Origin of the sequence: Pseudacidovorax intermedius (assembly GCF_003350475.1) — a bacterium.
GTDB lineage: Bacteria > Pseudomonadota > Gammaproteobacteria > Burkholderiales > Burkholderiaceae_C > Xenophilus > Xenophilus intermedius.
The window spans coordinates 1-26772 of sequence record NZ_QQAV01000009.1; the positions used below are offsets into that span (position 1 = coordinate 1).

Sequence of the window (26772 nt, forward strand, 5' to 3'; positions counted from 1 at the left end):
TCAGCCTGCAAAACAGGCCGAATATAAGACTGCAGCCCTGCCTCCTGATTCGTCACACACACGAGTTCTTGCAATCCGGGAGGCGCCCATATAAGGGCGGACTAAGTAGGTCTCTTTCGGCGACACATTCGCATGGCGATGTGCCGCACCTCAGGTAGTCCGGAGTTGGGCATGATTGGTCAAAAAGTCCTGGTACGCCAGCTTGAGGCCATCGCGCAGCGACACCTGCGCACGCCAGCCCAGCTTGCCCAGGCGAGACACGTCCATCAGCTTGCGCGGCGTGCCGTCGGGCTTGGTCGGGTCGGTCACGATCTCGCCCGTGTAGCCCACCGTCTCGGCCACCAGCTTGGCCACGTCCAGGATCGAGATGTCGTCGCCGCAGCCCACGTTGATGTGGCTCTGCATGGGCTGGGTGTGCGCGCGGTAGATCTCGGGCGCCAGGTCCATCACGTGCACGGTGGCGGCGGCCATGTCGTCCACATACAGAAACTCGCGCTTGGGCGTGCCCGTGCCCCAGATGGTGACCGTGGGCGTGCCGGCCAGCTTGGCCTCGTGAAAGCGGCGGATCAGCGCGGGCAGCACATGGCTGTTTTCCGGGTGGTAGTTGTCGCCCGGGCCGTACAGGTTGGTGGGCATCACGCTGCGGTAGTCGATGCCGTGGCTTGCGCCGTACTGGCGGTTGTAGCTTTCGGTCAGCTTGATGCCGGCGATCTTGGCGATGGCATAGGGCTCGTTGGTGGGCTCCAGCGTGCCGGTGAGCAGCGCGTCTTCCGTCATGGGCTGGGGCGCCATGCGGGGGTAGATGCAGCTGCTGCCCAGAAAGACGAGCTTCTTCACGCCGGCGCTGAAGGCCTGATGGATGACGTTGGCCTCCATCATCAGGTTGTCGTAGATGAACTCTGCGGGGTAGGTGTTGTTGGCATGGATGCCGCCCACCTTGGCCGCCGCCAGGTACACGTCGGTGATGCCCTGGGTCTGGAAGAACTCGCGCACGGCCGCCTGGTTGGTCAGGTCCAGCTCGGCGTGGGTGCGGGTGACGATGTCGGTCTCACCGGCCGCCTGCAGGTGGCGAACGATGGCGCTCCCGACCATGCCGCGGTGGCCGGCGACGTAGATGCGCTTGGAGGAAGAGGTCATGGTGCTTGCGGATGCGGCGGAGGAGGGGGAAGGAAGAGGGCCAGGCGCACAGGGGTGCGCGCCAGCCTAGAAAGGTTCGTGCCTGCCGAAGGCCCGGCCTTCGGCGTCGGCTCCGATTCTGCCGGGTTCTCGACACATTCTTGCGAGCCTCGCGCGGTGTCTGAAGCCTTCGTAACAGTTTGGGGTGGCGATTTCAATGGCGGCCGGCGTGCCATGGGTGTGGCCTTTCGTCTCGCTCTGTGCACGCTCCTTGCATCGCATGCCGGATCGCGCACAGGAGTCGGCATGAGTCACGCATCAGAACAGGTCCCCGTTCCCCAACCCGATCTGGCCGCACGGCTGGATGCGATTCACGCATTCCTGCGTTTGACTTCTTTTTTCGTATCCCGCGTGACGCTGGGCAATGCCATCGAGGGTTATGCGCGCGTGCACAAGCTCACACCGCTCCAGGCGGCGTGCGAGGTGGAAGAGCGGCTGTCCGAATCCAGTCTGGCGCCCGCCCAACTGGTCGGCTATGCAGGGCAGGAGTGATGACGCGGCGGTGCGCGGAGCCCCGTCGCGGTGCGGCTAACGGTGCCTGCGGCGGGCGCGCCAGGCCAGCGTTGCGTAGTCCTTGAACAGCAGGTCGCGGTACAGCATGTACAGGCCGCGCAGCAGGAACACCACGCAGAGCAATGCAGCGGACACGGTGACGACGATGTAGGCGCCGCTGGCGGCGCTGGCCGGTGCCGCCACAAAAATGGCAAAAGATACGACCAGAAAAAGCAGGATGGAATAAAGCAAAAGAACAAGCCCGCGCCATTTCCCAAGCCGACGGGCCGCATATTCGGGACTGAAAATAAACTTAAGCATTCGTCTTGCGCACCGGACCGGCAAAGCAATTGCAGATCACGCCCATTTGGGCTTCTTGTAATTGGCCGCGGCGCCAGGGTCCTTGCCCGCCTGCTGTTGTTGCTGCTGGTACAGTTTTCTCAGCGATTCCTGCGTTTCTCCAAAAAGGGTGTCGTATTCGTCGGATTCTTCCAATTGAATCGAATCGCCGCTTCTGCGCAATTGGCCGCGCTGCTCCAGGTCGTTGATGACCTTGTTGACGACGCCGCGCGACAGGCCGGTGTACGACGCGATGAGCGCCTGTGAGATGCGCTTGCTGAAGGCCCGGGTGCCCTGCGGTGCGAGTTGCGTCAGTTCGTGCAAGACGCGTGCCACCATCTTCTCGGCCGACAGGGTGCTGCGGCGGCGCAGCTGGCGCCGGAGCATGTTGGCGCGTTCCAGGCTGATGTCCACCAAAGCCATCGAGATCGAGGGGTACTGTGTACAAAGCCCGCGTACGATGTCCATCGGCAGCACGTACACCGCCGAGGGCAGGGCAGCCACCAGGGTGAGTTCGGAGATGTTGGGACGGTCGGCCTGGGCAAGGGGGCCGCTCAGATAGATGTCGTTGACGCGCAGGAAGTTGGTGGTGATCAGTTCCGCGCGGGCTGTGGCGTCGGTCGGCAGGCCCACCCGCAGCAGTCCCGAGGCAACGCAATACATCGAAAACGCAGGCTGGCCCGTAAGTAGAACTACGTCATTTTTGCGGAAGTGGCGCAGTTCCACGAACCGCATCAGTTGCTGGCGCACCCCTTGGGGCACTTCGGAAAGCAAAGGATGAATCAACATGCGCGTTCAAGCCGGCCGCAGCCGAAATAATGAGCAGCGCCAAATGTGACGATTCGCTGCATGCGTTGCAAGGAGGCTGAAAGTAGTAACGCATGCTAGAAGCTGGGATGTGGGCTTGTGCGCACGAAATCATCGGAATTGAAGACTTGCTGACACTTTAGGCTTAATAAAAGTGAAGGAAACGAGAAAAAATCTCTATCTCCGCAAGATTTCTACTGAATTCAGCAACGATTAGCGGTTTGGTTGTAAAGGGGGGGGCCGCCAGCCCCCACGAGGACGCCCATGGCTCCGGGAAGGGCCGATGGGCGTTGAGCTCTGTGAAGGGGGGCTCGGGCGAGCTGGGCGGTACGTCGAGGTCGCGCGGGTAGCCCGCGGGCGCAAGGCGCCGCCAGCAGGCACTCAGCCCTCGAGTCCCTGGCGTGAAGGACTGGCGCAGCGGCAGGCTGCCGGCGCCGATGCACCATGCGCGCGGTCATCGGCGATTTCCTCTGCGCCTTGGCGTCGGCGGCCAACGTAACGACGTAGCGTTCGCGGCCGAACAAGGCTCGTGAGTGAGCGGCGCCGATGCGCCATACCTGATGGATACGAGCGTGTCCCATGCGCTGGGCGGGCGTGTACGGCGCCAGCGCCAATGGGCCTTGTCGTGCGGGATCGTCGATCACCCCGGCAGCGTATTCGTCGAAAGCATCAGCGGGCTGGTGCAACAGTCCGAATGTGCGGCGCCCCGTAGCGCCGGTGGTGGCCCTTCGCGCGGTGAATGAATTCCGATTTGTGTGAGTTGCGCGCTGCAGCGAATTCGAGCAACTAAATCCTGAGTAATTTTCCACGGATTTGCATGATTCGGATGAAAGTTCCGGCCTGTGCGCTGGTTCAAGGGTAAAAATCGCGTGTCGATCAGCGACAAATCAAGAATTTTCACTCTGAAGAATCATGAAGGGAGAAATATGTATTACCGTGCATTGATTAGAGAGGGCGACACCTTGAAGCCGGGCGGCGGATTGGTTCAACCGAAACCGCAGCAATACAAGGTGGAGTATTTCGGAAAGCTAGCGTGCTTCGAGGGCGATCCCGTGTTTTGTAATGCGTGCAAAACTTGGGGTGTCACCAAATGCGTTCCTCCCTATCGCCCCCAGACAGATGCCATTGGTCGGCAAGCGAATCTGGATGGTGATTTGTGCATGTGCAAATGCGCTGTGCCTCCGCGACTCAAAGCAACGCTGGATACAATCCGAATGTGCTTCGAGCCCCATGAGATTGTGGGCGATGCTGTCTCATGGTTTATTGGCGAAGGGCATGATCCTGCAGTCATAGGAATGAATGCAGACCAGCGATTCGTTTTGGTTGATTCCATTACTGGTCAGGCACTGGCCGGCAGCGCGTACGTACTCGAATGCGATGGCATGACCGTGCAAGGGGTGACAGACTTGCATGGAATGACTCAGCCCATTTACACAAGGGCCGGCGCTCGCCTCGTCACGGTATTTCTGCAGGTGGAATAAATCATGACCAATAAGTCACCCGTCAAGGTCGGTACGGGGTACACCACACCATTGCACGACAAGACGCCCCAAACCGTCAAGGTGGACAGCCGACTTATCCGCTTGGCGGAGAACAGGGCGTATCTCAAGAACCCCAATGTACGAGCGTTTCTGGACATGATCGCTTGGGCAGAGGGCGGCGACTATCATGCCAAATTCGGCTATGGGTGGGCCCGTGGCGATTGGTCTTTCAAAGACGAGAGCACGCACCCAGGGCCGGGTTCAGATGGCAAGACCACAGCTGCAGGTCGCTACCAGATCACCAAAGCAAACTGGCAGGAAAACGGCGTGAAAAAGATGGGGCTCACCGACTTCAGCCCGGAAACACAAGACCTGATTGCTGTGGAAGGGCTGCGTAGCTCAAAGAGTCTGGATGCGGTGATTGATGGCGACATGGTTGTTGCACTCGGCAGCGCAGCGAGAACATGGAATTCCTTGCCTCAAGGGCCCGGCCTTCCGAATCGAGTAAAGGGTCAGCCGTATAAAAGATATGAAGACTTGGTTGCCCAGTTCAGAAAATTTGGGGGAAAGGTGACCAAAGAATGAATCTGGCGAAGATATTGCTTATCGCGGCTTTTTTGAAAGGCGCTCCGCTTTACGCTGAAATATTATTTGAAAATTCCACTGAGGATTCCACCGCCAAATGGGCTGCCGCGTCTGGCCCAATAACCGATGTCTTGATTGCCACCCTGGAAGATAGGGACGTCCTGGAAAATGAAATGAGGGAAAAAGGTTATCGGATAGGCCGAACCAAAATATTGGCAGAGAAGAAGATAGCTTTGAGTGATTCCCCCGGTGTTTATCGGTTCGTCCGTCCCGCCACGTCTCCATACGTTTCCTATTTCTACGGCGCCCACAACTTTCAGTATTGGTTCATGGCGGATTCAAAGGTGTTGTTCTCGTCTAGATCCGACAAGGTGACGGTTCTATCTTCTGGACGCCACGGTATGAAAGACATCGTCGTCTCCAATTTCAGCGCAGCTGGACGTTATTGGCAGGAAATCAAATATGCCTACGGTAAAGACGGGTACACAGCGGTGAGCTGCCGCGCCTATGAGGCTGCCAAACCAGAGAAGAGGTTTGCGTGCACCCATGAGTTCAGATGACGCCGTACATGCGCGACTTTCGCGCATGTAGGGCGCTGGGACGCTCAGGCGCGAATGCTCGTTCGGCGTTGGAAGCCTCAGCCTCCAACTGGTGTCCAGCCAGATGAGTCATGCGTGAATGTTTGCTTCAACTGCAGACTCCCATCCCCCTGCACCACGCGTGCCACCATCGGAAACACGCGTTGCGCATCGGCGTCGGCGGCCCAGGGTGCGGGCTGCACGTGGTAGGTGTAGGTGACGACCACCGGGCCGCCGTCGGCCGCGGGGTGCCCGGGCTCGGGCGCCCAGCCGACGATGCGGTCGAGCGTGAGGTGGGCGGCGCAGAAGTCGGCCGGCGCTGCGGCGCCGGTGGCGGTCTTGCGGGCGATGAAGTACTTCTGGCCTTCGGGCGTCAGGGTGTAGCGGATGGCGGCAGCGGCCGGCGCATCGGCCGTGGCGGGCAGGGCGATGTCTTCGGCCTGCACCAGGCCCAGGTGCTGCAGCACGGGCATCTGCACGGCGTCGCGCGCATGGGCCCGGGCTTCGGCCGGGGTCACGTCGATGGGCCAGCGGGGCTTGCCCAGGCACAGGTCGCCATGGCGGGCCAGGTACAGCTCGGTGGCGGCATGCAGGGCGCCAGGATCCACGGTGGCTTCGTGCTGGCAGCCGGCCAGCAGGGCGGCGGCGCAGAGCAGCGCGGCGGCAGCGGGCACGGCCAGGCGGCTACGCGGGGCGACGGGGTCAGTGGCGGGAAGGGGCAGGGTGGTCGGAGTCATGGGGCGCGTCATTGGGCGCAGTCTTCGGGCTTGAGCGGTTGGGCGGCCGTGGTGTCGGCGTCGTCCAGGGTGTGGAGGAAGCAGATCAGGTCATGGATGTCCTGCTCCGACATGGGCGGGGCGGAGCCGGGCTTGCGGCCGTCCATGGGCATCTGCGGGTCGATGTTGGGCAGGTAGGCGCTGGGCAGGTCGTCGAACTTCCTGACGGTGCCGCCCGTGTACTGGGTGGTGATGAGGCCGTAGGTCGGGAAGGCCGGGTCGTTCTTGGCCTTGGGCTGGCCGCCCACGGTGGGGTACCACAGCTCTGGGTTGGTGTCGCGCGTGTTGTAGAAGCGGATGACCTGCTCCAGCGTGTGCATCACTCCGTTGTGGAAGAAGGCGCTGCGCGTGGCCACGTTGCGCAGGGTGGGTGCCTTGAACATGCCGCAGAAGCTGTCGGCGGCGCCGGGGCTGGCGGGCAGGTGGTCGGTGCGCAGGGGGCCGCACACGCCCATGTCGTAGTAGCTGGGGTCGGCATTGGCGGCGATGGCCGCGTTGCGCGGCACGCCGATGGCCTCGTACGAGAAGTCGGTGAACAGGGCCGAGCTGCCGTTGAGCCCCGCGCCCTGGTAGTGGCACGAGGCGCAGTTGCCGGTGTTGGGATCGGTGAACACCTTCAGACCCCGTACTTCGGCCGGCGAAAGGTTGCCGCCCAGCTTGTTGCTGGCATAGCGGTCGAACTTGCTGCTGTAGGGGTGAAAGCTGGTGTCTTCCAGCTGGTAGGCCTGCAACGCCTGCACGGCGCTGGCAAAGGCCGTGTCGGGGTTGTCGAACACATGCGCGCCGAAGGCCTGCGTGATGAGCGGCGCATAGCTGGCCGCCTGCAGCTTGCGCACGACGTCGGCCGGGCTGGCATTGGCCATTTCGGCGGCGTTGAGCAGCGGCACGCGGGCCTGATCGGCCAGGGTGTTGGCGCGGCCGTCCCAGGTGAAGCCACCGCCGGGGCCGGGGGCACTGATGCCGTCGGGGTTGTCCAGCAGGTCGGCGTAGGCGGGGGTGAATTCCTTGTAGCGCAGCGAGGGCACGGCGCGGGTGCCGGGCTGATCGAGCTTGGGGCCGCCCAGCTGCACGGCCAGGTCGTTGGCGGGAGCGTAGGCATGGGCTGGGTCGTGGCATGAGGCGCAGCTCATCTGGCCCGAACCCGAGAGGGCCTTGTCGAAGAACATCTTCTGGCCCACCTGCGCGGCCAGGCTGAGCGGGCCCGTGGCCGCAGGCGCGGCGCCGGCTGCAGATGCCTGCGCCGCGGCGGGCGTGGAGGCAGGCGCGGGCGCCGCCGCGCTGCCACCGGCGCCCAGGCCGAGGGGCAGGGCGCTGCCGCCCCCGCCGCCTCCGCCGCCGCAGCTGGCCAGGCCCACCGCCACGGCAGCCGCCGCCGCCACCGCGATGAGCGTGGCGCCGGCCGCCGGAGCGATGGTCCGCCTCATGGCTTGACGGCCCAGACGTTGGTCTGGTTGGCGTCGGGGCCGGTCTGCGCGGTCACGGTCACGTCGGCGGACTGCTTCTGCGTGTAGCCGGTGGGGGCCACGAAGGCGTGGTTGATCGGCCGCACGCTGTCGAAGTGCGTGTCGGCGCTGCCGGCGTATTCGGGCAGGTTCAGGATGTTCGCGGCGATGAAGGCCTCGGTGTACTTGGAGCGGTTCATGTACGAAGCGTCGTTGGCCGGGTCGGCCAGGCCGAACATGTCCTGCAGCGTGCGCACGAAGGCGAAGTGGCTGTAGGCGTCGCTGTCGACCACGCCCTTCGGTGCGTTGGGCTGGTTGGTCAGGATGCCGAAGATGCTCTCGCCGTGGCCGCGGTTGCCCATCTGGTAGTTGTTGATGGTGGTGTCCTGCGACCAACTGCCGTCCGCGTTCTGCTGCAGCGGGTTGGGCATGTTGGTGGTCTGCTTGACCTTGAGCGGGTTCCAGCCGCAGCAGGAGTTGAAGCCGGCGGTGGCATTGCCTTCGTCGAACATCAGCACGATGGCGACGCGCTTGTTGGGGTTCTGCCAGAGCGGCGAGGCCTGGATCTTCTTGACGACGTAGTCGACGTAGTTGTCGCCGCGCGTGATGATGGGCGACACGGCGCTGGTGGCCACGTTGTTGGCCACGCTGCTGCAGTCGCTGGCCGATGCGGTGGTGCCGCCGCCGTTGGTGCCCTTGACCGTGATGCCGTGCATGTCGTCGCACTGGTCGGGCATCAGGAAGTTGAGGTTGCCCACGTTGCCGCTGGCCAGGTCGGTGCCCAGCTGGTCGATGTCGTAGCCGGTGGGCACGGTGTAGGCGCTGGCCTTGCCAAGCGCGGCGTCCCACTGGCCGCCGCCCATGGTGCGGTTGCTGTACTTCCACTCGGGGGCGCTGCGCACGTTCTGGTAGGCCATGCCGGGGTGGTGCTTGGTCTTGTACAGGCCGGCGGGCATGGGCAGCGTGAGCGTGGCGTCGCCGATGGGGCTGGTGTTGGGGCCCAGGGTGCCGGGCGGGTAGACATGGTCCTGCGCGGTGACGGCGGCGTCGGCCACGCTGTCGGTGCGGAAGTCCTGGCCCGGGTTCATCGACTCGCTGTAGGTGCGCCAGGTCATGCCGGCGGCGGTGATGGCGTTGAACAGGTTGGGCCGGCCCACGATGTTGTGGCTGACGGCGGCGGCCTGCGTGCAGGTGGTCTTGAAGGGCGAGCTGGCCAGGCCGGGCTGGGTGTTGTCGGGCACGGGCAGGTCCTGCACGGCGGTGGGGCCGGTGGCGTCGCAGTTCCACTGGCTGTCGTCGGTGATGCCGAAGTCGTCGGCGCCACCCAGCGCGGTGTAGTTGGGCTCGCTGGGGTTGCCGGTGGCGTAGTAGCTCACCAGCTGGTTGCCGGCCTGCAGGTAGGCGTTGATCTTGGGCGCGTAAGGCGAGTTGACGATCGACGAGGTCGCCTTGTTCTCCAGCATGACGATGAAGATGTTGTCGTAGCGCGGAATGCCTTCGACGTTGAAGGCGGCCTGCTGCGCCTGCGCGAAGGTGATGGGCTTGCGCGTGTCGGCCGTGTTGGCGGTGAGGGCCGTGACGCCGTTCTTGCCCGTCAGGCGCGGGTCGCCGCCGGGCACGGCCAGCGCGTCGGGGTACAGGTCGCCGCGGTCGAGCTTGGTGGTGGCGTAGACGTAGCGGTTGTTCAGCGCATTGGCCTCGGCCAGCAGGGCGGCCTGGGCCTTGCCGCTGGCCTGGTTGAAGTCGCCCAGCACGGCGGTCTCGGCCACGCCCAGGCGGCTGGCGACGTTCTTGCGCTCGGTGGCATAGCTGCTGCCGTTGGCGTCGAGCAGGCGGGCCACCTCGGCCGACAGCGGGCTGATGACGACCTGCGCGGCCTGCTGGTCGCTGACCTGGCCGGCGCTGATGCGCAGGGCCTCGCGGCTGGCCACGGCCTGGCCGCTGGCGGTGTTCTTGGCGCTGGTGCCGATGTCGGCCAGCAGGGCCGAGCCGGCGGGCACCGTCAGGCTGAACTTGCCGCTGGCGTCGGTGGTCGTGGCGGTTTCGCCATCGTCGCAACGGCCGTTGTTGTTGCTGTCCACGCAGACCTTGGCGCCTGCGAAGTAGCCGGCCGAGAAGACCGGGTCGGTGGCGCTGCCGGACTTGAAGGCCGTGGCCGCGACCACGCCGTTGACGGCCACGGTGTTGGCCGTGCTGCCGGTCTGGCCGCCGTTGTTGCTGTTGCTGCCGCTGCTGGTCGAGGCCGGCAGGAAGGCGATGCCGTCGTTGCCACCGCCGCCGCAGGCGGTCAGGGCCGCAGCGGCCAGCACGGTGAGGGCCGGGAGAAGAAGACGTGAAGTGGAAGGGGCGGTGGGTTTCAAGATGACCTCTTGATCGTGGGCTGGAAATGCAAAACCGCTGAATGTTGGTCAATGGCGGTGTCACGCCCGTGAAGGAAAGCTGAAACGATGCTGACTTCTGTCGCGTGCGGTGGCGGCATTTCGTGGCCGCGCGCGAATCCTTGTTTTTGCTTAAACCAAGCTGACCAGGTCTGGGAAATATTCAGGTGGATTTGTCACTTGAATGTAAAGACGCGTCCCCATCATTTCGCCTTTTTCCGGCGCACTGCAATGCGCCGTTCCATCGAGGGTTCGAAATGAGTGAATACCAAAATACGCGCATTCCCGCGACGTTGAATATCGACGAGCTCGCGCGCGTCAACGAGATCCAGCGCCGGCGCCTGCTCCAGCTGATGCTGGCGGGCTCGGCCGTGGGCGTGTCGGGCGTGCTGGCGGGCTGCGGCGGCGATGGCAGCACGCTGTTGCCGGCGTCTTCTTCCTCGGGCGGTGGCAGTGCCGCAGCATCTGCGCCGGCCGCCGCACCGGCGCCCGCTGCCGCGCCGCAGACGCAACCCACGCAGGATGTGCCGACGTCGTCGTTTTCGGTGATGGTGCTGCCCGACACGCAGTTCTATTCGCGCTATGCGTCGCAAAAAATGGGCATGCTCTACCAGAAGCTCTATGCCGATATCGATCCGCGCTACAACAATCCCTTCAAGGCGCAGACGCAATGGATCGCCAGCAATGCGCAGCAATTGAAAACTGCATTCACCATGCATCTGGGCGACGTGGTCGACCAATCCTGGTATTACTCGTCAGAAAAATCCGCGCCCTGGACTCCCTCCACCGATCTGGTGGGCAATGGGCAAATTGCCGCCAATACGGTGCAAAAGGAATGGGAATTGGCCAGCCAGGCCATGCAGGTGCTGGAGCAGGCCAAATGCCCCTATTCCATTTGCGCCGGCAACCATGACGTGGGCGCCATCGGCTCCGACATGCAATGGGGCCCCGACTGGGGCGTGGGCGTGACCGGCTTCGACAACACCGACGGCTACCAGGACGGCGGCAGCCACCGCGTGAACCTGTTCGAGCCCTACCTGCAGGTGTTTCCCACCGCGCGGGCCCAGCAGCAGTCCACCTTCGGCGGGCGGCATTCCTCCGGCTTTCACGAGTACCACGTGTTCCAGGCCGAGGGAAACCGCTTTCTGGTGCTCTCGATGTCGTGGCGCGCGTCCGACGACGCCATCGCCTGGGCCAACCAGGTGATCCAGAAGAACCCGACGCTGCCGGTCATCCTGATCAACCACCAGCTGATGGGCATCGGCCAGGACGGCGTGACCGCCGCCGACACGGCCTATTCCAACTACATGTGGGACAGGCTCATCAAGAACAACGACCAGATCTTCATGGCCGTGAACGGCCATTACCACGGCTCTTGCACCGTGACGAAGAAGAACGCCTTCGGCCATGACGTGTTCCTGATGGTGGTCGACTACCAGATGGCCTACATGGGCGGCAACGGCCTGATGCGCATGTACGAGTTCGACCTGACCCACAAGAAGATCGTGGCCAGTTCCTTCTCGCCGTGGGTGCCGGTCAAGCCGCAGGCCGAGCTGAACAACTTCGACTCGGCCTGGCTCACGGAGGCCAACCAGGGCTTCACCCTCGACATCGACTTCGCGGCGCGCTTCGGCGGCTTCAACCCCGGCTTTGCGGTGCCGGCCGGCACGCGCACCAAGGCCATCACGCAGCAGGCCAAGGAGACGATCCTCACCAACTTCAAGAGCCCCACGGTGGCCGCGAGCCGGCCGGCGTCGGGCCCGGACGACTATCCCAAGGTGGCCAACACGCTGGCGCACTGGCGCTTCTACAGCAGCACCGCGGCCGAGGGCGACAAGTTTCCGTACCAGAACGGCCAGCAGATCGCCGACGTGTCCCCCGCGGGCGCCAACCCCATCTCGGTCAACACCTGGATGGGCAAGGACGGCGACCTGGTCTGGTCCAAAAGCCACCACCCGCTGTCGGCCGCGCCGGGCAGCCTGCGCTTTCTGAATGCCACCGGCAGCCGGGCCTCGTACTTCACCACCGACAAGACCTCGAAGCTCAACACCGAGCAGTTCCTGAGCGGCTACACGGTCGAGGCCTTCGTCTACATCGACCCGGCCTTCGACGCCAACGTCAACGGCTGGATGGGCATCCTGTACCGGCTGGGCGCGCGTTCGCACCTGCAGGGCTTCGGCAGCGGCGAGGGCGACACCCCCATGATGTTCGCGCTGTCGAACCTGATGGAGTTCCAGTGGGAGATCGTGCCCACCGACCAGGCGACCAACCTGACCTGCTGGTCGGGCAGCATCTCGGCGGGCCAGTGGCTGCACGTGGCCATCGTCAACGACCCGGCGGACGGCTACGCGACCACGATGTACGTGGAGGGTGCACCGGTGCTGCGCAACAACAGCAACATGCACGGCATCCAGTACGTGGCCGCCCAGCAGCAGATGGCCATCGGCTGCGGCCAGTGGGCCGACGGCATGTCCACCGGCTTCCTGGGCAGCCTGGGCGAGATCCGCATCGTCGGCGCGCCCCTGCCGCCGAGCCAGTGGCTGACGGCGCGGGCGAGCTGAGGCGCGGAGGGGGGGCGCCGCCGGCCCGCAGCCGTCCTCTCCCCGTCAGGCGCGGCCCAGCACGCGCGAGCGGAAGCTGTTCATCGGAAAGGCCGGGCCCGGGTCGACCTTGCGACCGGGGCTCACATCCTCGTGCCCGAGGATGTCCGTGAAGCCGTACTGCACGTGCAGCGCCAGGCCCGCTGCGATGGCGGCTTCGAGTTGTGCCTCGGGGTATTCCTGCCAACCGGCGCTGCTCGATTCCTGGGGATGGGTGGCGACGATCACCTCGGACGGATCGATGCGCTTGCCCGACCAGTTGACCCACTCGCCAGCGCCGTTCTGCCTGAGCTTGCCGGCGTTGACCAGCTCGATGCCGATGGCGTACTGGTTCATCGACTCCAGCTCGCCCCAACTGCTCTTGCCGGCGTGCCAGGCGCGCTTGTTGAAGGCCACCATCTGCACGATGCTGCCGTCGCGGTCGATGACCAGGTGGGCCGAGGCCTGTGCCGCCGGATTCCTGAACCAGGACACCGCGCCGTCCAGCGACGTGCCGGCGGTGTAGTGAATGATCAGGTACAGCGGCTTGATCGGTGCCGACTGGTTGGGCGTGTCGATGAACGTCACGTCGTTGTCGCCGTCCTCGGCAATCAGCCTGTGATTCGCGATGCGCATGATGACTCCTTGCTTCGTGGGGAAAAGGCGAAGAGGGAAGGGCGTCAGTCGGTGAGGCTGACGTCGACGTACACGGGGCGGGGCGTGGGGGCGCTGTCGGTGATGCGCAGGCGCGTCTGGAGCGCCGTAGCCTCGGGTTTGACGGGCGTGGCCGTGACTTCGACGCGTGTGTCGTAGCGGATGGGCGGCTTGATGCTCAAAGCGGTGGAGGTCGGACCGTCCCATTCCGCGAAGTAGGGCGGCGTGCCGCCTTGGATGTCGACGATCGAGCGGGAAGGGGTCTTGATCTTGAAGGAGAGCGTCGCTGGGGCGGCTGTCAGCTTAGGCACCGCTGCGGCCACACCGCAGCCGCTGAACGCATCGTTCTTGATGGATGCTGCGGTCCGCATGGTCAACGTCTGCACCACCTTGGCCTGAGCGATCAGGGCGTTGGTGGAGTCTTCGATCTTCTTGGCGGCCTGAGCAGCCTTTTTTGCCGATGTGTCCTCATCCTCTTCTGCATCGGCCAATGCCGCGAGAAGTTGCCGGAGCAACGCGTTGTCCGACCCACCTTGATTTTGAATAAGGCCCTGGAGGCGCGCCATCTCGCGTCTGCTTGTCGCGGCAGGTGCGGGAGACGGCGCCTCGGGCACCATGATCTTCAGGTCGATGCCGGGCGCAAAAGCTGCCGTCATATCGCGCAGGCCGCTGATGGCGCTCGGGACTGTGGAAAGCTTCGGTGTGTCTTCGACGACAGCACGCGTCACGGCTTCGTCCACCTCGTTAACCGCCGCCACCATCAGGTGGCCAGCCTTGGCCGACGCGCCGAGCTGCTCATGCGCTGCCGCTGTCACTTTGACTCCGGCGGCTTTGGCCTCGTCGGCGCTGCGCTGCAACTGGCTGAGGCGTGCTGCCTCCTCTGTCGGTACCGGAGGCTGAAGCTTCTGGGCACTGGTCAGAGCGTCGTCGACTTGGGACTGACGCACGGCAAGTGTTCCCAGTTCGCGACTGAGCTCGTCGGTGGGTATTGACCCGAGGGGTGCGAGTGGCGCTGCTGCTTGCTCGACGCAGCCCAAGGCCTTTATTCCCTCCAGGTAAATCATGACGCGGTTGCGCGGAAGGTTGCGATTTCCGAGGGCATAGCCTGTGCCCGCGAGCAACGACGCCCCGAGGATCGCGTCGGCGTGCACCTTGGCCGTTGCCAGTGCGAGGACCACGGCGCCTGTACCGATAAGCCCGTTCGACAGATTGCGCTCGTGCGCCATCTGCTCCGCTACCGTGGTCTCGTAGTGCGTTCGCGCCTTGCCGAGGTATTCGGTCGCACTTGAAAAGCTGGAGCCTGCCTGGGCCAACGAGCCCCGTTCCCATCTGGCGACAGGAGCGCTGGTGCAGCCACCGAGTACCAGACCGCTGGCCAGCGCGAGCATGACCATGGCGCCGTTTGCGCGCCGGTGGTTGCTTGTCATGAACTTCCCCTCCTGCCCCTCGGGCATGCCGTGTGTGCCGCGATTCTGGGAAGTGCCGTGTTTTCTCGAATCCTCTAAATTGGTGAAAAGTTCACAGTTGCTGGCGATCTAGGATGGCGGGTTGTGAAGCATGCGCACCGCCGGCACAAAGAAAAGCCCGCCTGGCTTTCGCTGAGGCGGGCTTGGGGGAGCGGAGGGCTGTTGCTACGACGCTCAGTGCCCGCCGTTCTTCTTCCCATGCGACGCCGTGCTGCTCATCAGCTTGTCGGTATAGGCAATCGCCATGGCCGAGAACAGGAAGGCGACGTGGATCACCGTCTGCGCGATCAGCACCTTCTCGGTGTAGTTGTCGGCGTTGATGAAGGTCTTGAGCAGGTGGATCGAGCTGATGCCGATGATCGACATGGCCAGCTTGACCTTGAGCACCGAGGCATTGACGTGGCTGAGCCACTCGGGCTGGTCGCGGTGGCCTTCCAGGTTCATGCGGCTGACGAAGGTCTCGTAGCCGCCCACGATCACCATGATGAGCAGGTTGCTGATCATCACCACGTCGATCAGCGCCAGCACCACCAGCATGATCACCGTCTCGTTCAAGGTGGTGATGGGCGCGGTGGTCTTGTAGCCGATGCTGTTGATCAGGGCCTGCAGCGCGTTCTGGTTGCCGAAGGCGGCCTCGACCAGGTGCAGCAGCTCGACCAGGAAGTGCACCACGTACACCGCCTGCGCAACGATCAGGCCCAGGTACAGGGGCAGCTGCAGCCAGCGGCTGGCGAAGATCAGGTTGGGCAGGGGGCGCAGGGGAGAGGTGCGCTTGACGGGCGCGGGCGGAGTCGGGTCGTTCAGGTCGGCCATGGAGATCGGACGGAGGGGAAAAGGAAAGGGGTAAGGGGTGCGGGTGCAAGCCGCGGGACGGAGCTAGTGCGAGCCGGGGCGCAGACAGCGAATCTGCACGTTCAATGTGTCAGCCAGCGCAAGCCAGGGCCGGTCCGCCGTGAGCACGGGCGCCTGCAGTCTGGCGGCCACGGCCAGGCACAGGCGGTCTCCGAGGCTGAGGCCGTGCGCGCGGGTCAGGCTGCGCCAGTGACCGGCGCGCGCGCCATCTTCGGCGGTGACGTCCACCACCTGATAGCCCAGGTCGGCCACCACGGCATCGATGGCCTCCGTCGGCATCTGGCGGTCGAGCAGCTTGGCCACGACTTCGCACTGGTTGGCGGCGGTGACCAGGCAGGGGCGGTCGTGCAGGGCCTCTTCCACTTCGAGATGGCCCGGCTCTTCCTGCAGAAAGGCCAGGATCGCCGAGGCGTCCAGCACGATGGGCGATGGCGTGCTCATTCGGTGTCGGCGGCGCGACGGCGGTCGGCCGCGAGTTCTTCGGACAGCGACGGGGAATCCTTGGCCACGGTTTGCTGAAAGCGTTGCTGCGCGCGATGCAACTGGGCGCGGCGGGTGGTGGCGACCAGTTCGCCATCGCGCACCTGCCAGATCAACTGGTCGCCGTCGTGCAGGCCGAGTTGCTCGCGCAAGGCGGCGGGAATGACGGCTCTGCCATGGTGAATGTTAGAGGTGGCTTGCATGGCAAATGGGGCAATCTGCGGCGGGGCCTGGCATTTTCACTGGATTGCGGTGGCTTTGCCATGCACCATGGGTTGGTGGGGCGCATGGCAGGTTGATTAGCATGCGCGGGCTCGTCCGGCCGCCCGACCCTGCGTCAGAGCCTCGTAAGACGCCCGCGGGACAGTACACCGCGTTCACCTTTCCGCCATCAAGATCGGGCCCATTCAGCCCCCAGGAGACAAGACCATGAGCAGCAGCTCGGCTTCCACCATCCAGTCCGTGCTCGTCGAAAACCGCGTCTTCGAGCCGAGCGCCCAGGCGCAGCAGGGCGCCCGCGTGTCGGGCATGGCGGCCTACCAGGCGCTGTGCGACGAGGCGGCCAAGGACTTCGACGGCTTCTGGGCCCGCCACGCCCGCGAGCACCTGAACTGGACCAAGCCCTTCAGCCGCACGCTCGACGAGTCGAATGCCCCTTTTTACAAGTGGTTCGACGACGGCGAGCTCAACGCCAGCGCCAACTGCCTCGACCGCCACATCGGCACACCGGTCGAGAACAAGACGGCCATCGTCTTCGAGGCCGACGACGGCACGGTCACCCACGTCACCTACAAGGAGCTGCTTTCGCGCGTGAGCCGCTTCGCCAACGCGCTCAAGGCGCAGGGCATCGGCAAGGGCGACCGCGTGATCGTCTACATGCCCATGGGCGTGGAAGGCGTGGTCGCCATGCAGGCGTGCGCCCGCATCGGCGCGACGCACAGCGTGGTGTTCGGCGGCTTCTCGGCCAAGGCGCTCAACGAGCGGATCATCGACGCTGGTGCCGTGGCGGTGATCACGGCCAACTACCAGCTGCGCGGCGGCAAGGAGCTGCCGCTCAAGGCCATCGTGGACGACGGCATCGCCCTGGGCGGCTGCACCACGCTCAAGACGGTGCTGGTGTACGAGCGTACGCCCTCGGCCTGGAACAAGGTCGAAGGCCGCGACAAGACCTTTGCCGAGGCGCTGCAAGGGCAGGGCGACGACTGCCCGCCGGTGGCGGTGGGCGCGGAGCATCCGCTCTTCATCCTCTACACCTCCGGCTCCACCGGCAAGCCCAAGGGCGTGCAGCACGCCACCGGCGGCTATCTGCTGTGGGCCAAGATGACGATGGAATGGACCTTCGACATCCGGCCCGAAGACGTGTTCTGGTGCACGGCCGACATCGGCTGGATCACCGGCCACACCTACGTGGCCTACGGCCCGCTGGCGGCGGGCGCGACGCAGGTGGTGTTCGAAGGCATTCCCACGTACCCGAACGCTGGCCGCTTCTGGCAGATGATCGAGAAGCACAAGGTCAGCATCTTCTACACGGCGCCCACGGCCATCCGATCGCTAATCAAGGCGGCCGAGTCGGACGAGAAGGTGCATCCCAAGAATTGGGATCTGTCGTCGCTGCGCATCCTGGGTTCGGTGGGCGAGCCCATCAACCCCGAGGCCTGGATGTGGTACCACCGGAACATCGGCCACGAGCGCTGCCCCATCGTCGACACCTTCTGGCAGACCGAGACCGGCGGCCACGTGATCACGCCGCTGCCGGGCGCCACGCCGCTGGTGCCGGGCTCCTGCACGCTGCCGCTGCCGGGCATCATGGCCGCCATCGTGGACGAGACGGGAAAGGACCTGCCCAATGGCGCCGGCGGCATGCTGGTCATCAAGCGGCCCTGGCCCTCGATGATCCGCACCATCTGGAACGACCCCGAGCGCTTCAAGAAGAGCTACTTCCCCGAGGAGATGGGCGGCACCATCTACCTGGCCGGCGACGGCGCGGTGCGCAGCGAGGACCGCGGCTACTTCCGCATCACGGGCCGCATCGACGACGTGCTGAATGTGTCGGGCCACCGTCTGGGCACCATGGAGATCGAATCGGCCCTGGTCGCCAAGACCGACCTGGTGGCCGAGGCCGCCGTGGTGGGCCGCCCTGACGATGTGACGGGCGAGGCAGTCTGCGCCTTCGTCGTGCTCAAACGCGGCCGCCCTACCGGCGAAGAGGCCAAGCAGATCGCCAACGAGCTGCGCAACTGGGTCGCGAAGGAAATCGGCCCCATCGCCAAGCCCAAGGACATCCGCTTCGGCGACAACCTGCCCAAGACCCGCAGCGGCAAGATCATGCGCCGCCTGCTGCGCAGCATCGCCAAGGGCGAGGCGATCACGCAGGACACCTCGACGCTGGAGAACCCGGCGATCCTGGAGCAGCTCGCGCAGACCAACTGAGCGCGGCCGGCGCGGGCGGGCGCCGCGCCCCCGCCGCTGCAACACGGCGGCTGCAAAGATTTGTCACCGTGCTTACAACCAAAGTGCGGGTAGATGCGTATTGCGCGTCCGCTGGTCAGGAGCTGTTTAAGATCGGGCGCCATCGCGTTGCCTTTCGGTAGCGATTTTTCACAAAGCCCCGACCCATGATCCTCGTCACCGGAGGCGCCGGCTTCATCGGCTCCCACACCTGCGTCGCGCTGGCGGCGGCGAACCGTGCCTTCGTCGTCCTCGACAACTTCGACAACAGCCGGCCTGATGTGCTCACGCGCGTGGGCCAGATCATCGGCCGCGAGGTGCCCTTCGTGGAGGGCGACGTGCGCGACGAGGCGCTGGTGCGGCGGGTGCTGGCGGAGCACGGCATCACGGCCGTCATCCATTTCGCGGCGCTCAAGGCGGTGGGCGAGTCCATGGCGCAGCCGTTGCGCTACTACGACAACAACGTCGCGGGCACCGTGACGCTGCTGCGGGCCATGCAGGCCTCCGGCGTGCGGCAGATGGTGTTCTCGTCCTCGGCCACCGTGTACGGCGACCCCGACACCGTGCCCGTGCGCGAGGACTTTCCCTTCCGTCCGGCCAACGTCTATGGCCACACCAAGGCCATGATGGAGCAGATGCTGGCCGACCTGTGCGCGGCCGAGCCCGACTGGCGGGTGGCGCGCCTGCGCTACTTCAACCCGGTGGGCGCCCACGAGAGCGGCCTCATTGGCGAAGACCCGCAGGGCATTCCCAACAACCTGATGCCCTATGTGGCCCAGGTGGCCGTGGGCCAGCGCGCCGAGCTGAGCGTGTTCGGCAACGACTACCCCACGCCCGATGGCACCGGCGTGCGCGACTACATCCACGTGATGGACCTGGCCGAAGGCCATGTCGCCGCGCTCGACCACCTTGACCGCCAGGCTGGCCTGCTGACCGTGAATCTGGGCACCGGCCGGCCGGCTTCCGTGCTGGACCTGGTCAAGGCCTTCGAGCGGGCCTGTGGCAAGCCCATTCCGTACAAGGTGGCGCCGCGCCGCGCGGGCGACGTGGCCGAATACTGGGCCGACCCGGCGCTCGCACGAGAATTGCTCGGTTGGCAGACCCGCCGCGACCTCGACAGCATGTGCGCCGACGCCTGGCGCTGGCAGAGTGGCCGCGCGGCCGCCGCTTGATCCTTTTTGATTGCCTACTCCTCTGCCACCATGATTCCAGTCATCCTCTCCGGCGGCTCCGGCACGCGACTCTGGCCGCTGTCGCGCGCGGGCTACCCCAAGCAGTTCCTGGGTCTCACCGAAGAGCAGACGCTGTTCCAGCTCACCGCGGCGCGCCTGGCGGGCCTGAACGGCAACGCGCCGGTGCGGCCGCTGGTGGTGTGCAATGAAGGCCACCGCTTCATCGTGGCCGAGCAGCTGCGCGAGAAGGGCCTGAGCGCCCATGCCATCGTGCTGGAGCCGGTGGCGCGCAATACGGCGCCGGCCATTGCTGCCGCCGCCGTGACCGCGATGGCCGATGGCCAGGACCCGGTGCTGCTGGTGCTGGCCGCCGACCATGCCATTCCCGACACCGCCGCCTTCCACGAGACCGTGCGCGCCGGCCTGTCCGCGGCCGAAGCGGGCAAGCTGGTCACCTTCGGCATCGTGCCGACGGCGCCCGAGACGGGCTACGGCTACATCAGCGTTGCCAACCGCATCGATGCCGCGGCGCCGGTGGCGCCCATGGCCGTGCAGGCCTTCGTCGAGAAGCCCGACCTGCAGACCGCCCAGGGCTACCTGGAGGGTGGCCGGCACCTGTGGAACAGCGGCATGTTCCTGTTCAAGGCTTCGGCCTACCTGCAGGAGCTGGAGCGCTTTGCGCCCGCCATCGCCCGCGCCGCGCGCGAGGCGGTCGAGAAGGGCAAGAAGGACCTGGACTTCGTGCGCCTGGACGCCGAGGCCTTCGCCACCTCGCCCGAGGACTCCATCGACTACGCCGTGATGGAGCGGACCGACAAGGCCGTGGTCGTGCCGCTGCGCGCTGGCTGGAGCGACGTGGGTGCCTGGAACGCCGTGTGGGAAGTCAGCGCCAAGGACGCCCAGGGCAACGCCTTCCGCGGCGACGTGGTGGCCCACGAGGTGCGCAACAGCCATGTGCATGCCGAGCACCGCCTGGTGTCTGTACTGGGCATCCAGGACGTGGTGGTCGTCGAGACGGCCGACGCCGTGCTGGTGGCCAGCAAGTCCAGAGTGCAGGACGTCAAGAAGATCGTCGAGAAGCTCAAGGCCGACGGCCGCTCCGAGGCCTCGGCCCACCGCAAGGTCTACCGGCCCTGGGGCGCCTACGACTCCATCGACCATGGCGACCGCTACCAGGTCAAGTGCATCACGGTGAAGCCCGGCGAGAAGCTGTCGGTGCAGATGCACCACCACCGCGCCGAGCACTGGATCGTGGTGTCGGGCACGGCCAAGGTGCAGATCGGCGACAAGGAGATCCTGCTCTCCGAAAACCAGTCCACCTACATCCCGCTGGGCGTGATCCACGCGCTGGAGAACCCCGGCAAGATCCCGCTGGAGCTGATCGAAGTGCAGTCGGGGGCCTACCTGGGCGAGGACGACATCGTCCGCTTCTCCGACCGCTACGGCCGCGTGGGCTGAGCGTCGCGCCTTCGCCGGCCGCGGCTGTCTGGTGCGCGGCCGGCCCACACCGGGCGGCGCCCGTGGCCGACACGGCCGCGCGGCCCGGCCGATGTACAACCCGGGGCTTTCCACATCGAAAAAGAGAGGAAGCCCCATGGGTGTGCGCTCCATCGTCCTGTTCGTCATCGCCATCGTCATCGCGGCCCTTGCCGCGCTGAACTGGGGCACGCTGTCGGCGCCCACCGCCATGTCGCTGGGTGTCACTACGGTCACGGCGCCGCTGGGTCTGGTCATGCTGGGCCTGACCGTGCTGCTGGCCGCCTTCTTCCTGGCCTATGTGCTGTGGCTACAGGGCACGGTGCTGCTGGACGCCCGTCGGCACACCAAGGAACTGCAGGCCCAGCGCGAGCTGGCCGACAAGGCCGAGGCCAGCCGCTTCACCGAGCTGCGCACCTTCCTCGAAACGCAGGAAAACGCCCACATGGCCCGCAATGGCGAGCGCCATGCTGCCCTGCTGGCCCGCATCGAACAGCTCGAAACCGCCCTGCGCCAACGTGCGGAGCAGGCGGACAACACGCTGGCTGCGCACATCGGCCAGCTGGAAGACCGGCTGGATCGGCGGGCCGCTGCCGCGACCGCATCGACGCCCGTGGCCGTGACGCCGCTCAGCGCCGCGCCGGCGCCGGTGGCCTTCGACCCGCGTCCCTGAGCGCGCACAGGGTGGCTGCGGACCGCGGCCACCGCCTCGGAGACAGGGGCGGACCGGAGGGGCCGGTACAGTGCTCGTTTCGCATATCCGACGAGACAGCCCCGAAAGGACGCCCGCAATGACCACCCCCTCCCTCGACTTCAACGGCCGCGTGGCCATCGTGACCGGCGCCGGCGGCGGCCTGGGCCGCCAGCATGCGCTGGCCCTGGCGCGTCGCGGCGCCAAGGTGCTGATCAACGACCTGGGCGGCGCGGTGGACGGGCAGGGCGGCTCGGCCACGGCCGCGGAGCGCGTTGCGCAGGAGATCCGCGACATGGGCGGCGAGGCGCTGGCCAATGGCGCTTCGGTGACCGACTTCGCCGCCGTGCAGGCGATGGTGCAGCAGGCGGTGGACGCCTGGGGCCGTGTCGACGTGCTGGTCAACAACGCCGGCATCCTGCGCGACAAGAGCTTCAGCAAGATGGAGTTGGACGACTTCCGCCTGGTGGTGGACGTGCACCTGATGGGCGCCGTGCACTGCACCAAGGCCGTGTGGCAGATCATGAATGCGCAGAAGTACGGCCGCATCGTCATGACCAGCTCCTCCTCGGGCCTGTACGGCAACTTCGGCCAGAGCAACTACGGCGCCGCCAAGATGGCGCTGGTGGGCCTGATGCAGACGCTGAGCCTGGAAGGCGCGAAGAACAACATCCACGTCAACTGCCTGGCGCCCACGGCCGCCACGCGCATGACCGAGGGCCTGATGCCGCAGGAGGTGCTGGACGCCCTCAAGCCCGAGGCCGTGGTGCCGGCCATGCTGGTGCTGGCGCACGAGTCGGCGCCCACGCGCACGGTGCTGTGCGCCGGCGCCGGCACCTTCGAGGCCGCGCACATCACGCTGACGCAGGGCGTGCACCTGGGCCTGGGCGACACGGTGCCCGAGCAACTGGCGGCGCGCCTGGCCGAGGTGACCGACCGCAACGGCGAGCAGGTGCCGCAGAGCGGCTCCGCCCAGGGCACCAACGAGGTCAGCCAGGCGATGGCCGCACGCCGCTGAGTGCGGGCGCGCCCACCGGGGCGCGGAGCCCCGGCGCCGCCGCCGGTACGGTGCCGGTGGGCCTCATCGTCTCGGGCAGGTGGCGGTCGAACCAGCCCGTGCGCCAGCCCCACACCAAGAGAGCGGCGGCAACCACCAGCACACCCAGTCCCACCAGCCAGCCGCTGCTGCGGTCGGCATAGGGATCCTGCAGCACGCGCTTGGCCCCATGGGGCAGTTTGGCCATCCGCGACAACGAGCCGCCGAGCCGCACGCTCACCTTCATGCGGCCGTTGATGGCCCAGCCGCTCGCATCCAGGATCGGGCCCAGGCTGCGCTGGCGCAGCTTGATCCAGGCGATCAGCATGCTCGGCCCCGAGATGGCCACCACCACGCCGACCAGCGCGATGGGAATCCACGGCCCCAGGTCGACGAACTTGGTGAACATCGCCACCAGCACCGCGCTGATGCTGCCCATGGCCACGCCCAGCGCGGCCACGGTGCCCACGTCGATGCGGCCGGGCAGCTTGGGCAGCGCCGCAGGCTGGCCGGCGGTGGCCGGCGGCACGGCCTTGTCGGCCGTGGCCACGGTGGTCGCCACGCTGCTCAGGCTGGCCTGAGCCGTGGCCTCGCTGGCAGCGGCGCGCTTTGCCACCTGCTCCTCGACCAGTCGGATGAACTTCTTGTAGGGCGCCACGAAGGCCTGCGCCACGCTCGTCGGGTTGTCGATCAGCTGGGTGATGGTGGCGTCCCAGTCCTTGCCTTCGCGGTCGTAGAACACGCCGTTGCGTCCGACGAAGAGGAAGTCGGTGTCGCCCGCGGTGAAGGCGGCCACGATGGTCTGCTTGTCCTTGCCGCGGGTGCATTCGCAGTAGGCCAGGCAGGTCTTGGCCAGGCCGGCCAGCATGGCGTGCTTCTTGGCGTCGGCGACCCGCACCACCAGGTCGCAGCTACGGCCGTCCAGGTACAGGCGACCGGCCTGGAAGATGGCACCCCGCCGCGCGTAGAAGTCCTCGAACGAGACGAAGTTGCGCAGCAGCCGGTACAGGTCGCGCTTGAAGCGCAGCAGCCGTTCCAGATCGACGAGGCGCTTGTTGTGGGCCTCTTCGGCCTCGTCCTGGGTGAGCAGGGCCAGCACGGCTTCTTCGGCCGCAAGCCAGGTTTCCAGTTTCTCGGGCGGGGTGTCGGCGGCGCTGCCCAGCTGGGTGGACGGGCGGCTCGCCAGCCAGCGGCGGCAGGGCGCCAGCCGTTCGCGCAGCAACGCCCACTGACCCTCGTCGATGGCTTCGAGGGCCTCGCCCAGCAGCGGCGCGACGGCGCGCTCGCGCAACTTGGTCAGGGCCTCGGCCCAGGCCGGGTTGACGCGCCCGGCCATGGGCAGGGTGCGGCCGGGCGCCACCGGCGCCAGGGGCAGGGCAATGAGCGCAGGGGAATGGGTGTCGATGGCGCTGCCCGCCAGCGCGTCGTAGGCCGCGGCCGCCGGGTTGAGGGCGGGCACGGCCTGCGGGTCGAAGGCCGCCACGCTGCACCGGGCGAAGAAGTCGTCGACCTTGGCCTCGACCGCATCGAAGGCGGCCGCCGCTGCCAGCGTGGCCTCGCCGAGCGGCATGGTGGCATCGTCACTCACCGCCTTGGCCTGCCAGTCTGCCAGGGCGTGCGCCTGCTTGAAGAAGGCTTCGGCCTGGGTGCGCTGGATGCCCATGGCGCCGCTGCGGTCGGCAACGCTGCCTTGCGTCCTGATGATCTGTTCGATGACGGCGCGGATCGCGTCGTCCTCGGCCGTCGCCGGCGTGATGACGCCGTCGCCGTTGAAGCGCAGTGAGGCCAGCAGTTCGCTGCGGCCGGTCACGTCTTCGAGCGTGAGCGCAGCAGCTTCGTCCTTCCCGACGATGCGCAGGATCCTCTTCGCTTCGGCCTGCAGCGCGCTGCTGTCGGCAATGTCGTGGGGGGAAAGGGTGTCGCCGCCAGCGATGAGCAACTGGGCATCGCGCAACTCGCGGCAGGCCCACTCGCACGCGGCGATCAGCTCGGGCGGCCGGATGCGGCCGTCGTCGTTGGTGTCGATGAGGGCGAGCGTGCGGCTGTCGAATTCCAGGCCCTGCACCGGGCAGGCCAGGGCGACCCACAGTTTGCGGTCCAGCTCGCCGATGTGGGCGATGTCCTCGCCCCGGCGGATCAGGACCTGGTCGACGCCGCCGGTGCGGGCGAATTCCCAGACATGGCGCCCGGGGGCCGCCACGTCCGGCGCATCAGCGCTCAATCGCCCAGGCCGGCGTCGATGCCGGCCGTGCGGATGGTGGTGCGGTCGCGGTGGTCGGTGCGCTTGCCGATGGCGGTGTCCAGCGCGCGCTTGAGCTTGTCCAGGGCGCCGCGGAAGGCCTCGTCCTGCGTGGGCGCGTCCTGCGAGGTGGCGATGGGGGCATGGCCTGCGAGCCGGGCTTCCATGGTGCAGCGCTTGTCGGCCTGGCCGCCGCGGGCGGCGTTCTCGTCGCTCAGGTGCACCTCGACGCGGGTGACTTCCTCGGCAAAGCGGTGCAGTTGCTGACGCAGTTCGGCGTCGGCCCAGCGCTCCAGCGACTCCTTGTTCTCGATGCCGTTGCCGGTGTTGACCTGGATCTGCATGAAATGGGCTCCTTTGTCGGTGAGGGCCGGTCGGCAGGGATGCCATACCGGCCATGGGGACGAGCTTGCACTGTGCCCCAGCCCCGGGCGGGCCGGCGTAGGCCAAGGCCAATGCGTGCTTGCAGGCGAGGCCGGCGGCGAGCGGCGACAATCCGGCCCCTTCGCCGCCGTGGTGCGCTGCCGCGCCATGCCACACGGCCCCGCCCCGCGGCGGGCCGACGCGCCCTTGCCGCGCGCTTTCCTTCCCCTGTCTCCCTCGCCCCGACTGCTGCCATGACGATCCAATGGTTTCCCGGCCACATGCATGCCACCCGCAAGGCCATCACCGAGCGGATGAAGACCACCGACGTCGTGATCGAGCTGCTGGACGCGCGCCTGCCCGGCTCCAGCGCCAACCCGGCGCTGGCGGCCATCACGGCCAAGAAGCCGCGCCTGAAGATCCTCAACAAGCAGGACCTGGCCGACCCGGCCCGCACCGCCGAATGGCTGGCCCACTACCAGGCGCAGGAGGCCACCGGCGCCATCGCGCTGGACGCGAGCCAGACGCCGCCGGCCCAGCGCGCGGCCATCATCGAGGCCTGCCATCGCCTGTCGCCCAAGCGCGGCGGGCTGGCCAAGCCGATGCGGGTGCTGATCTGCGGCGTGCCCAACGTGGGCAAGTCCACGCTGATCAACACCCTGAGCCTCAAGCGCCAGGCCAAGGCCGCGGACGAGGCCGGCGTGACCAAGCAGGAGCAGCGCATCCTGCTGGCCGACGATTTCTACCTGTACGACACGCCCGGCATGCTGTGGCCCAAGATCATCGTGCCCGAGAGCGGCGTGCGCCTGGCCGCCACCGGCGCCGTGGGCCGCAATGCCTACGACGACGAATCGGTGGCGCTGGACGTGCTGGCCTACCTCAAGGCCCAGTACACCGAGCCGCTGCGGGCCCGCTACAAGCTGCCGGCCGACAACGCCCAGCTGGCGCTGTGCACCCAGCCCGACGAGGACATCCTGGGCGCCATCGGCCGCAAGCGTGGTGCGCTGCTGGGCGGCGGCCGCATCGACATGCAGAAGGCGGCCGAGGCGGTGCTCACCGACCTGCGCGGTGGCGTGATCGGCCGCATCACGCTGGAGACGGTCAACCAGTTCCTGGGCTGGCTGGCGGCGGGGCGCAAGGCCGAGGCCGAACTCAAGCGCCAGCGCGCCGCGGCCCTGCGCGCCCGGGGCCGAGGCCGTGATGCGGACGCCATCGAGCAGGACGAGAACTGGGGCGGTCCCGTGGACGAAGAGGGCTGAGCG

At 66.4% G+C, this 26772-nt stretch carries 24 protein-coding genes; 11 read left to right on the plus strand and 13 right to left on the minus strand.

What is annotated here, in order from left to right; translation table 11 throughout:
* Positions 1–150: 150 nt before the first annotated feature.
* Positions 151–1137: a GDP-L-fucose synthase gene (fcl, locus tag DFR41_RS19735; RefSeq protein WP_114804002.1), complete on the minus strand. Its 987-nt coding sequence runs from the start codon at positions 1135–1137 to the stop codon at positions 151–153.
* A gap of 156 nt (positions 1138–1293) precedes the next feature.
* On the opposite strand from fcl, the gene DFR41_RS27470 reads away from it, so the two are divergent.
* Positions 1294–1668: a hypothetical protein gene (locus DFR41_RS27470; protein WP_147284399.1), complete on the plus strand. Its 375-nt coding sequence runs from the start codon at positions 1294–1296 to the stop codon at positions 1666–1668.
* A gap of 36 nt (positions 1669–1704) precedes the next feature.
* Here the strand turns inward: DFR41_RS27470 and DFR41_RS19740 are convergent, their stop codons facing one another.
* Positions 1705–1989 carry a hypothetical protein gene (locus DFR41_RS19740; protein WP_147284400.1) on the minus strand — a complete coding sequence of 95 codons (285 nt, stop codon included), beginning with the start codon at positions 1987–1989 and terminating at the stop codon, positions 1705–1707.
* Positions 1990–2025: 36 nt separating this feature from the next.
* Positions 2026–2796, minus strand: coding sequence for a Crp/Fnr family transcriptional regulator (locus DFR41_RS19745; protein ID WP_114804004.1), 771 nt, complete (start codon positions 2794–2796; stop codon positions 2026–2028).
* Between the two features lie 860 nt (positions 2797–3656).
* On the opposite strand from DFR41_RS19745, the gene DFR41_RS27475 reads away from it, so the two are divergent.
* The 3 genes from DFR41_RS27475 to DFR41_RS27480 are packed head-to-tail and all read left to right on the plus strand — an operon-like array spanning position 3657 to position 5440.
* The gene (locus DFR41_RS27475; protein WP_147284401.1) at positions 3657–4295 is read left to right on the plus strand and encodes a PAAR domain-containing protein; all 639 of its coding nucleotides are present in this window, start codon (positions 3657–3659) and stop codon (positions 4293–4295) included.
* Positions 4296–4298: 3 nt separating this feature from the next.
* Positions 4299–4880, plus strand: coding sequence for a glycoside hydrolase family 24 protein (locus DFR41_RS19750; RefSeq protein ID WP_244917811.1), 582 nt, complete (start codon positions 4299–4301; stop codon positions 4878–4880).
* Positions 4877–5440 carry a hypothetical protein gene (locus DFR41_RS27480; protein ID WP_147284402.1) on the plus strand — a complete coding sequence of 188 codons (564 nt, stop codon included), beginning with the start codon at positions 4877–4879 and terminating at the stop codon, positions 5438–5440. The genes DFR41_RS19750 and DFR41_RS27480 overlap by 4 nt, the downstream gene beginning before the upstream one ends.
* Positions 5441–5517: 77 nt before the next feature.
* Here DFR41_RS27480 and DFR41_RS19755 read toward each other — a convergent pair whose 3' ends face one another.
* From DFR41_RS19755 to DFR41_RS19765, 3 genes are read right to left on the minus strand one after another with little or no spacing between them, the layout of a single operon-like run.
* On the minus strand, positions 5518–6195 hold the full coding sequence (locus DFR41_RS19755) for a hypothetical protein (RefSeq protein WP_114804005.1): 678 nt from the start codon (positions 6193–6195) through the stop codon (positions 5518–5520).
* 8 nt (positions 6196–6203) lie between these two features.
* Positions 6204–7658 carry a cytochrome-c peroxidase gene (locus tag DFR41_RS19760; RefSeq protein ID WP_114804006.1) on the minus strand — a complete coding sequence of 485 codons (1455 nt, stop codon included), beginning with the start codon at positions 7656–7658 and terminating at the stop codon, positions 6204–6206.
* Complete coding sequence (locus DFR41_RS19765) at positions 7655–10036, minus strand: phosphoesterase (RefSeq protein WP_114804007.1); 2382 nt, start codon at positions 10034–10036, stop codon at positions 7655–7657. The genes DFR41_RS19760 and DFR41_RS19765 overlap by 4 nt, the downstream gene beginning before the upstream one ends.
* Before the next feature lie 275 nt (positions 10037–10311).
* On the opposite strand from DFR41_RS19765, the gene DFR41_RS19770 reads away from it, so the two are divergent.
* Positions 10312–12615 (plus strand): LamG-like jellyroll fold domain-containing protein, encoded by a 2304-nt coding sequence (locus DFR41_RS19770; RefSeq protein ID WP_244917812.1) that lies wholly within the window; start codon positions 10312–10314, stop codon positions 12613–12615.
* Between the two features lie 45 nt (positions 12616–12660).
* On the opposite strand, the gene DFR41_RS19775 is transcribed toward DFR41_RS19770, so the two are convergent.
* From DFR41_RS19775 to DFR41_RS19790, 5 genes are all read right to left on the minus strand, one after another.
* On the minus strand, positions 12661–13269 hold the full coding sequence (locus DFR41_RS19775) for an N-acetylmuramoyl-L-alanine amidase (RefSeq protein ID WP_170159429.1): 609 nt from the start codon (positions 13267–13269) through the stop codon (positions 12661–12663).
* A 44-nt stretch (positions 13270–13313) separates the two neighbouring features.
* Positions 13314–14714 (minus strand): hypothetical protein, encoded by a 1401-nt coding sequence (locus DFR41_RS27770; protein WP_170159430.1) that lies wholly within the window; start codon positions 14712–14714, stop codon positions 13314–13316.
* A 213-nt stretch (positions 14715–14927) separates the two neighbouring features.
* On the minus strand, positions 14928–15566 hold the full coding sequence (locus DFR41_RS19780; RefSeq protein ID WP_017758740.1) for a TIGR00645 family protein: 639 nt from the start codon (positions 15564–15566) through the stop codon (positions 14928–14930).
* 63 nt (positions 15567–15629) lie between these two features.
* Positions 15630–16046, minus strand: coding sequence for a type II toxin-antitoxin system VapC family toxin (locus DFR41_RS19785; protein WP_114804009.1), 417 nt, complete (start codon positions 16044–16046; stop codon positions 15630–15632).
* Positions 16043–16288 (minus strand): AbrB/MazE/SpoVT family DNA-binding domain-containing protein, encoded by a 246-nt coding sequence (locus DFR41_RS19790; protein WP_043118201.1) that lies wholly within the window; start codon positions 16286–16288, stop codon positions 16043–16045. Before DFR41_RS19790 ends, DFR41_RS19785 begins: the two co-directional genes overlap by 4 nt.
* A 226-nt stretch (positions 16289–16514) precedes the next feature.
* Here DFR41_RS19790 and acs point away from each other — a divergent pair, with 226 nt between their 5' ends.
* The 5 genes from acs to DFR41_RS19815 all read left to right on the plus strand — a co-directional run bounded on the left by acs (position 16515) and on the right by DFR41_RS19815 (position 22890).
* The gene (gene acs, locus DFR41_RS19795; protein WP_114804010.1) at positions 16515–18515 is read left to right on the plus strand and encodes an acetate--CoA ligase; all 2001 of its coding nucleotides are present in this window, start codon (positions 16515–16517) and stop codon (positions 18513–18515) included.
* 185 nt (positions 18516–18700) lie between these two features.
* The gene (gene galE, locus DFR41_RS19800) at positions 18701–19705 is read left to right on the plus strand and encodes a UDP-glucose 4-epimerase GalE (RefSeq protein ID WP_114804011.1); all 1005 of its coding nucleotides are present in this window, start codon (positions 18701–18703) and stop codon (positions 19703–19705) included.
* Positions 19706–19735: 30 nt separating this feature from the next.
* Positions 19736–21163 (plus strand): mannose-1-phosphate guanylyltransferase/mannose-6-phosphate isomerase, encoded by a 1428-nt coding sequence (locus DFR41_RS19805; protein WP_114804012.1) that lies wholly within the window; start codon positions 19736–19738, stop codon positions 21161–21163.
* 136 nt (positions 21164–21299) lie between these two features.
* Complete coding sequence (locus DFR41_RS19810) at positions 21300–21854, plus strand: LapA family protein (protein WP_234193958.1); 555 nt, start codon at positions 21300–21302, stop codon at positions 21852–21854.
* 118 nt (positions 21855–21972) lie between these two features.
* On the plus strand, positions 21973–22890 hold the full coding sequence (locus tag DFR41_RS19815) for an SDR family NAD(P)-dependent oxidoreductase (protein ID WP_114804013.1): 918 nt from the start codon (positions 21973–21975) through the stop codon (positions 22888–22890).
* Here DFR41_RS19815 and DFR41_RS19820 read toward each other — a convergent pair.
* On the minus strand, positions 22862–25129 hold the full coding sequence (locus tag DFR41_RS19820; RefSeq protein WP_244917813.1) for a hypothetical protein: 2268 nt from the start codon (positions 25127–25129) through the stop codon (positions 22862–22864). The genes DFR41_RS19815 and DFR41_RS19820 overlap by 29 nt on opposite strands.
* Complete coding sequence (locus tag DFR41_RS19825; protein WP_114804015.1) at positions 25126–25491, minus strand: HPF/RaiA family ribosome-associated protein; 366 nt, start codon at positions 25489–25491, stop codon at positions 25126–25128. The genes DFR41_RS19820 and DFR41_RS19825 overlap by 4 nt, the downstream gene beginning before the upstream one ends.
* 273 nt (positions 25492–25764) lie before the next feature.
* Here DFR41_RS19825 and ylqF point away from each other — a divergent pair, with 273 nt between their 5' ends.
* Positions 25765–26769, plus strand: coding sequence for a ribosome biogenesis GTPase YlqF (gene ylqF / locus DFR41_RS19830; protein ID WP_114804016.1), 1005 nt, complete (start codon positions 25765–25767; stop codon positions 26767–26769).
* The last annotated feature ends 3 nt before the right edge of the window (positions 26770–26772 follow it).

Bases quoted from the DNA above. Each gene is read 5' to 3' on its own strand.
- DFR41_RS27480 (WP_147284402.1), top strand. From the start codon at position 4,877: ATGAATCTGGCGAAGATATTGCTTATCGCGGCTTTTTTGAAAGGCGCT.
- DFR41_RS19805 (WP_114804012.1), top strand. From the start codon at position 19,736: ATGATTCCAGTCATCCTCTCCGGCGGCTCCGGCACGCGACTCTGGCCG.
- DFR41_RS19790 (WP_043118201.1), bottom strand. From the start codon at position 16,288: ATGCAAGCCACCTCTAACATTCACCATGGCAGAGCCGTCATTCCCGCC.
- DFR41_RS19755 (WP_114804005.1), bottom strand. From the start codon at position 6,195: ATGACTCCGACCACCCTGCCCCTTCCCGCCACTGACCCCGTCGCCCCG.
- fcl (WP_114804002.1), bottom strand. From the start codon at position 1,137: ATGACCTCTTCCTCCAAGCGCATCTACGTCGCCGGCCACCGCGGCATG.
- ylqF (WP_114804016.1), top strand. From the start codon at position 25,765: ATGACGATCCAATGGTTTCCCGGCCACATGCATGCCACCCGCAAGGCC.
- DFR41_RS19785 (WP_114804009.1), bottom strand. From the start codon at position 16,046: ATGAGCACGCCATCGCCCATCGTGCTGGACGCCTCGGCGATCCTGGCC.
- DFR41_RS19740 (WP_147284400.1), bottom strand. From the start codon at position 1,989: ATGCTTAAGTTTATTTTCAGTCCCGAATATGCGGCCCGTCGGCTTGGG.
- galE (WP_114804011.1), top strand. From the start codon at position 18,701: ATGATCCTCGTCACCGGAGGCGCCGGCTTCATCGGCTCCCACACCTGC.
- acs (WP_114804010.1), top strand. From the start codon at position 16,515: ATGAGCAGCAGCTCGGCTTCCACCATCCAGTCCGTGCTCGTCGAAAAC.
- DFR41_RS19825 (WP_114804015.1), bottom strand. From the start codon at position 25,491: ATGCAGATCCAGGTCAACACCGGCAACGGCATCGAGAACAAGGAGTCG.
- DFR41_RS19775 (WP_170159429.1), bottom strand. From the start codon at position 13,269: ATGCGCATCGCGAATCACAGGCTGATTGCCGAGGACGGCGACAACGAC.
- DFR41_RS19810 (WP_234193958.1), top strand. From the start codon at position 21,300: ATGGGTGTGCGCTCCATCGTCCTGTTCGTCATCGCCATCGTCATCGCG.
- DFR41_RS19815 (WP_114804013.1), top strand. From the start codon at position 21,973: ATGACCACCCCCTCCCTCGACTTCAACGGCCGCGTGGCCATCGTGACC.
- DFR41_RS19750 (WP_244917811.1), top strand. From the start codon at position 4,299: ATGACCAATAAGTCACCCGTCAAGGTCGGTACGGGGTACACCACACCA.
- DFR41_RS27770 (WP_170159430.1), bottom strand. From the start codon at position 14,714: ATGACAAGCAACCACCGGCGCGCAAACGGCGCCATGGTCATGCTCGCG.
- DFR41_RS19770 (WP_244917812.1), top strand. From the start codon at position 10,312: ATGAGTGAATACCAAAATACGCGCATTCCCGCGACGTTGAATATCGAC.
- DFR41_RS19745 (WP_114804004.1), bottom strand. From the start codon at position 2,796: ATGTTGATTCATCCTTTGCTTTCCGAAGTGCCCCAAGGGGTGCGCCAG.
- DFR41_RS19780 (WP_017758740.1), bottom strand. From the start codon at position 15,566: ATGGCCGACCTGAACGACCCGACTCCGCCCGCGCCCGTCAAGCGCACC.
- DFR41_RS19760 (WP_114804006.1), bottom strand. From the start codon at position 7,658: ATGAGGCGGACCATCGCTCCGGCGGCCGGCGCCACGCTCATCGCGGTG.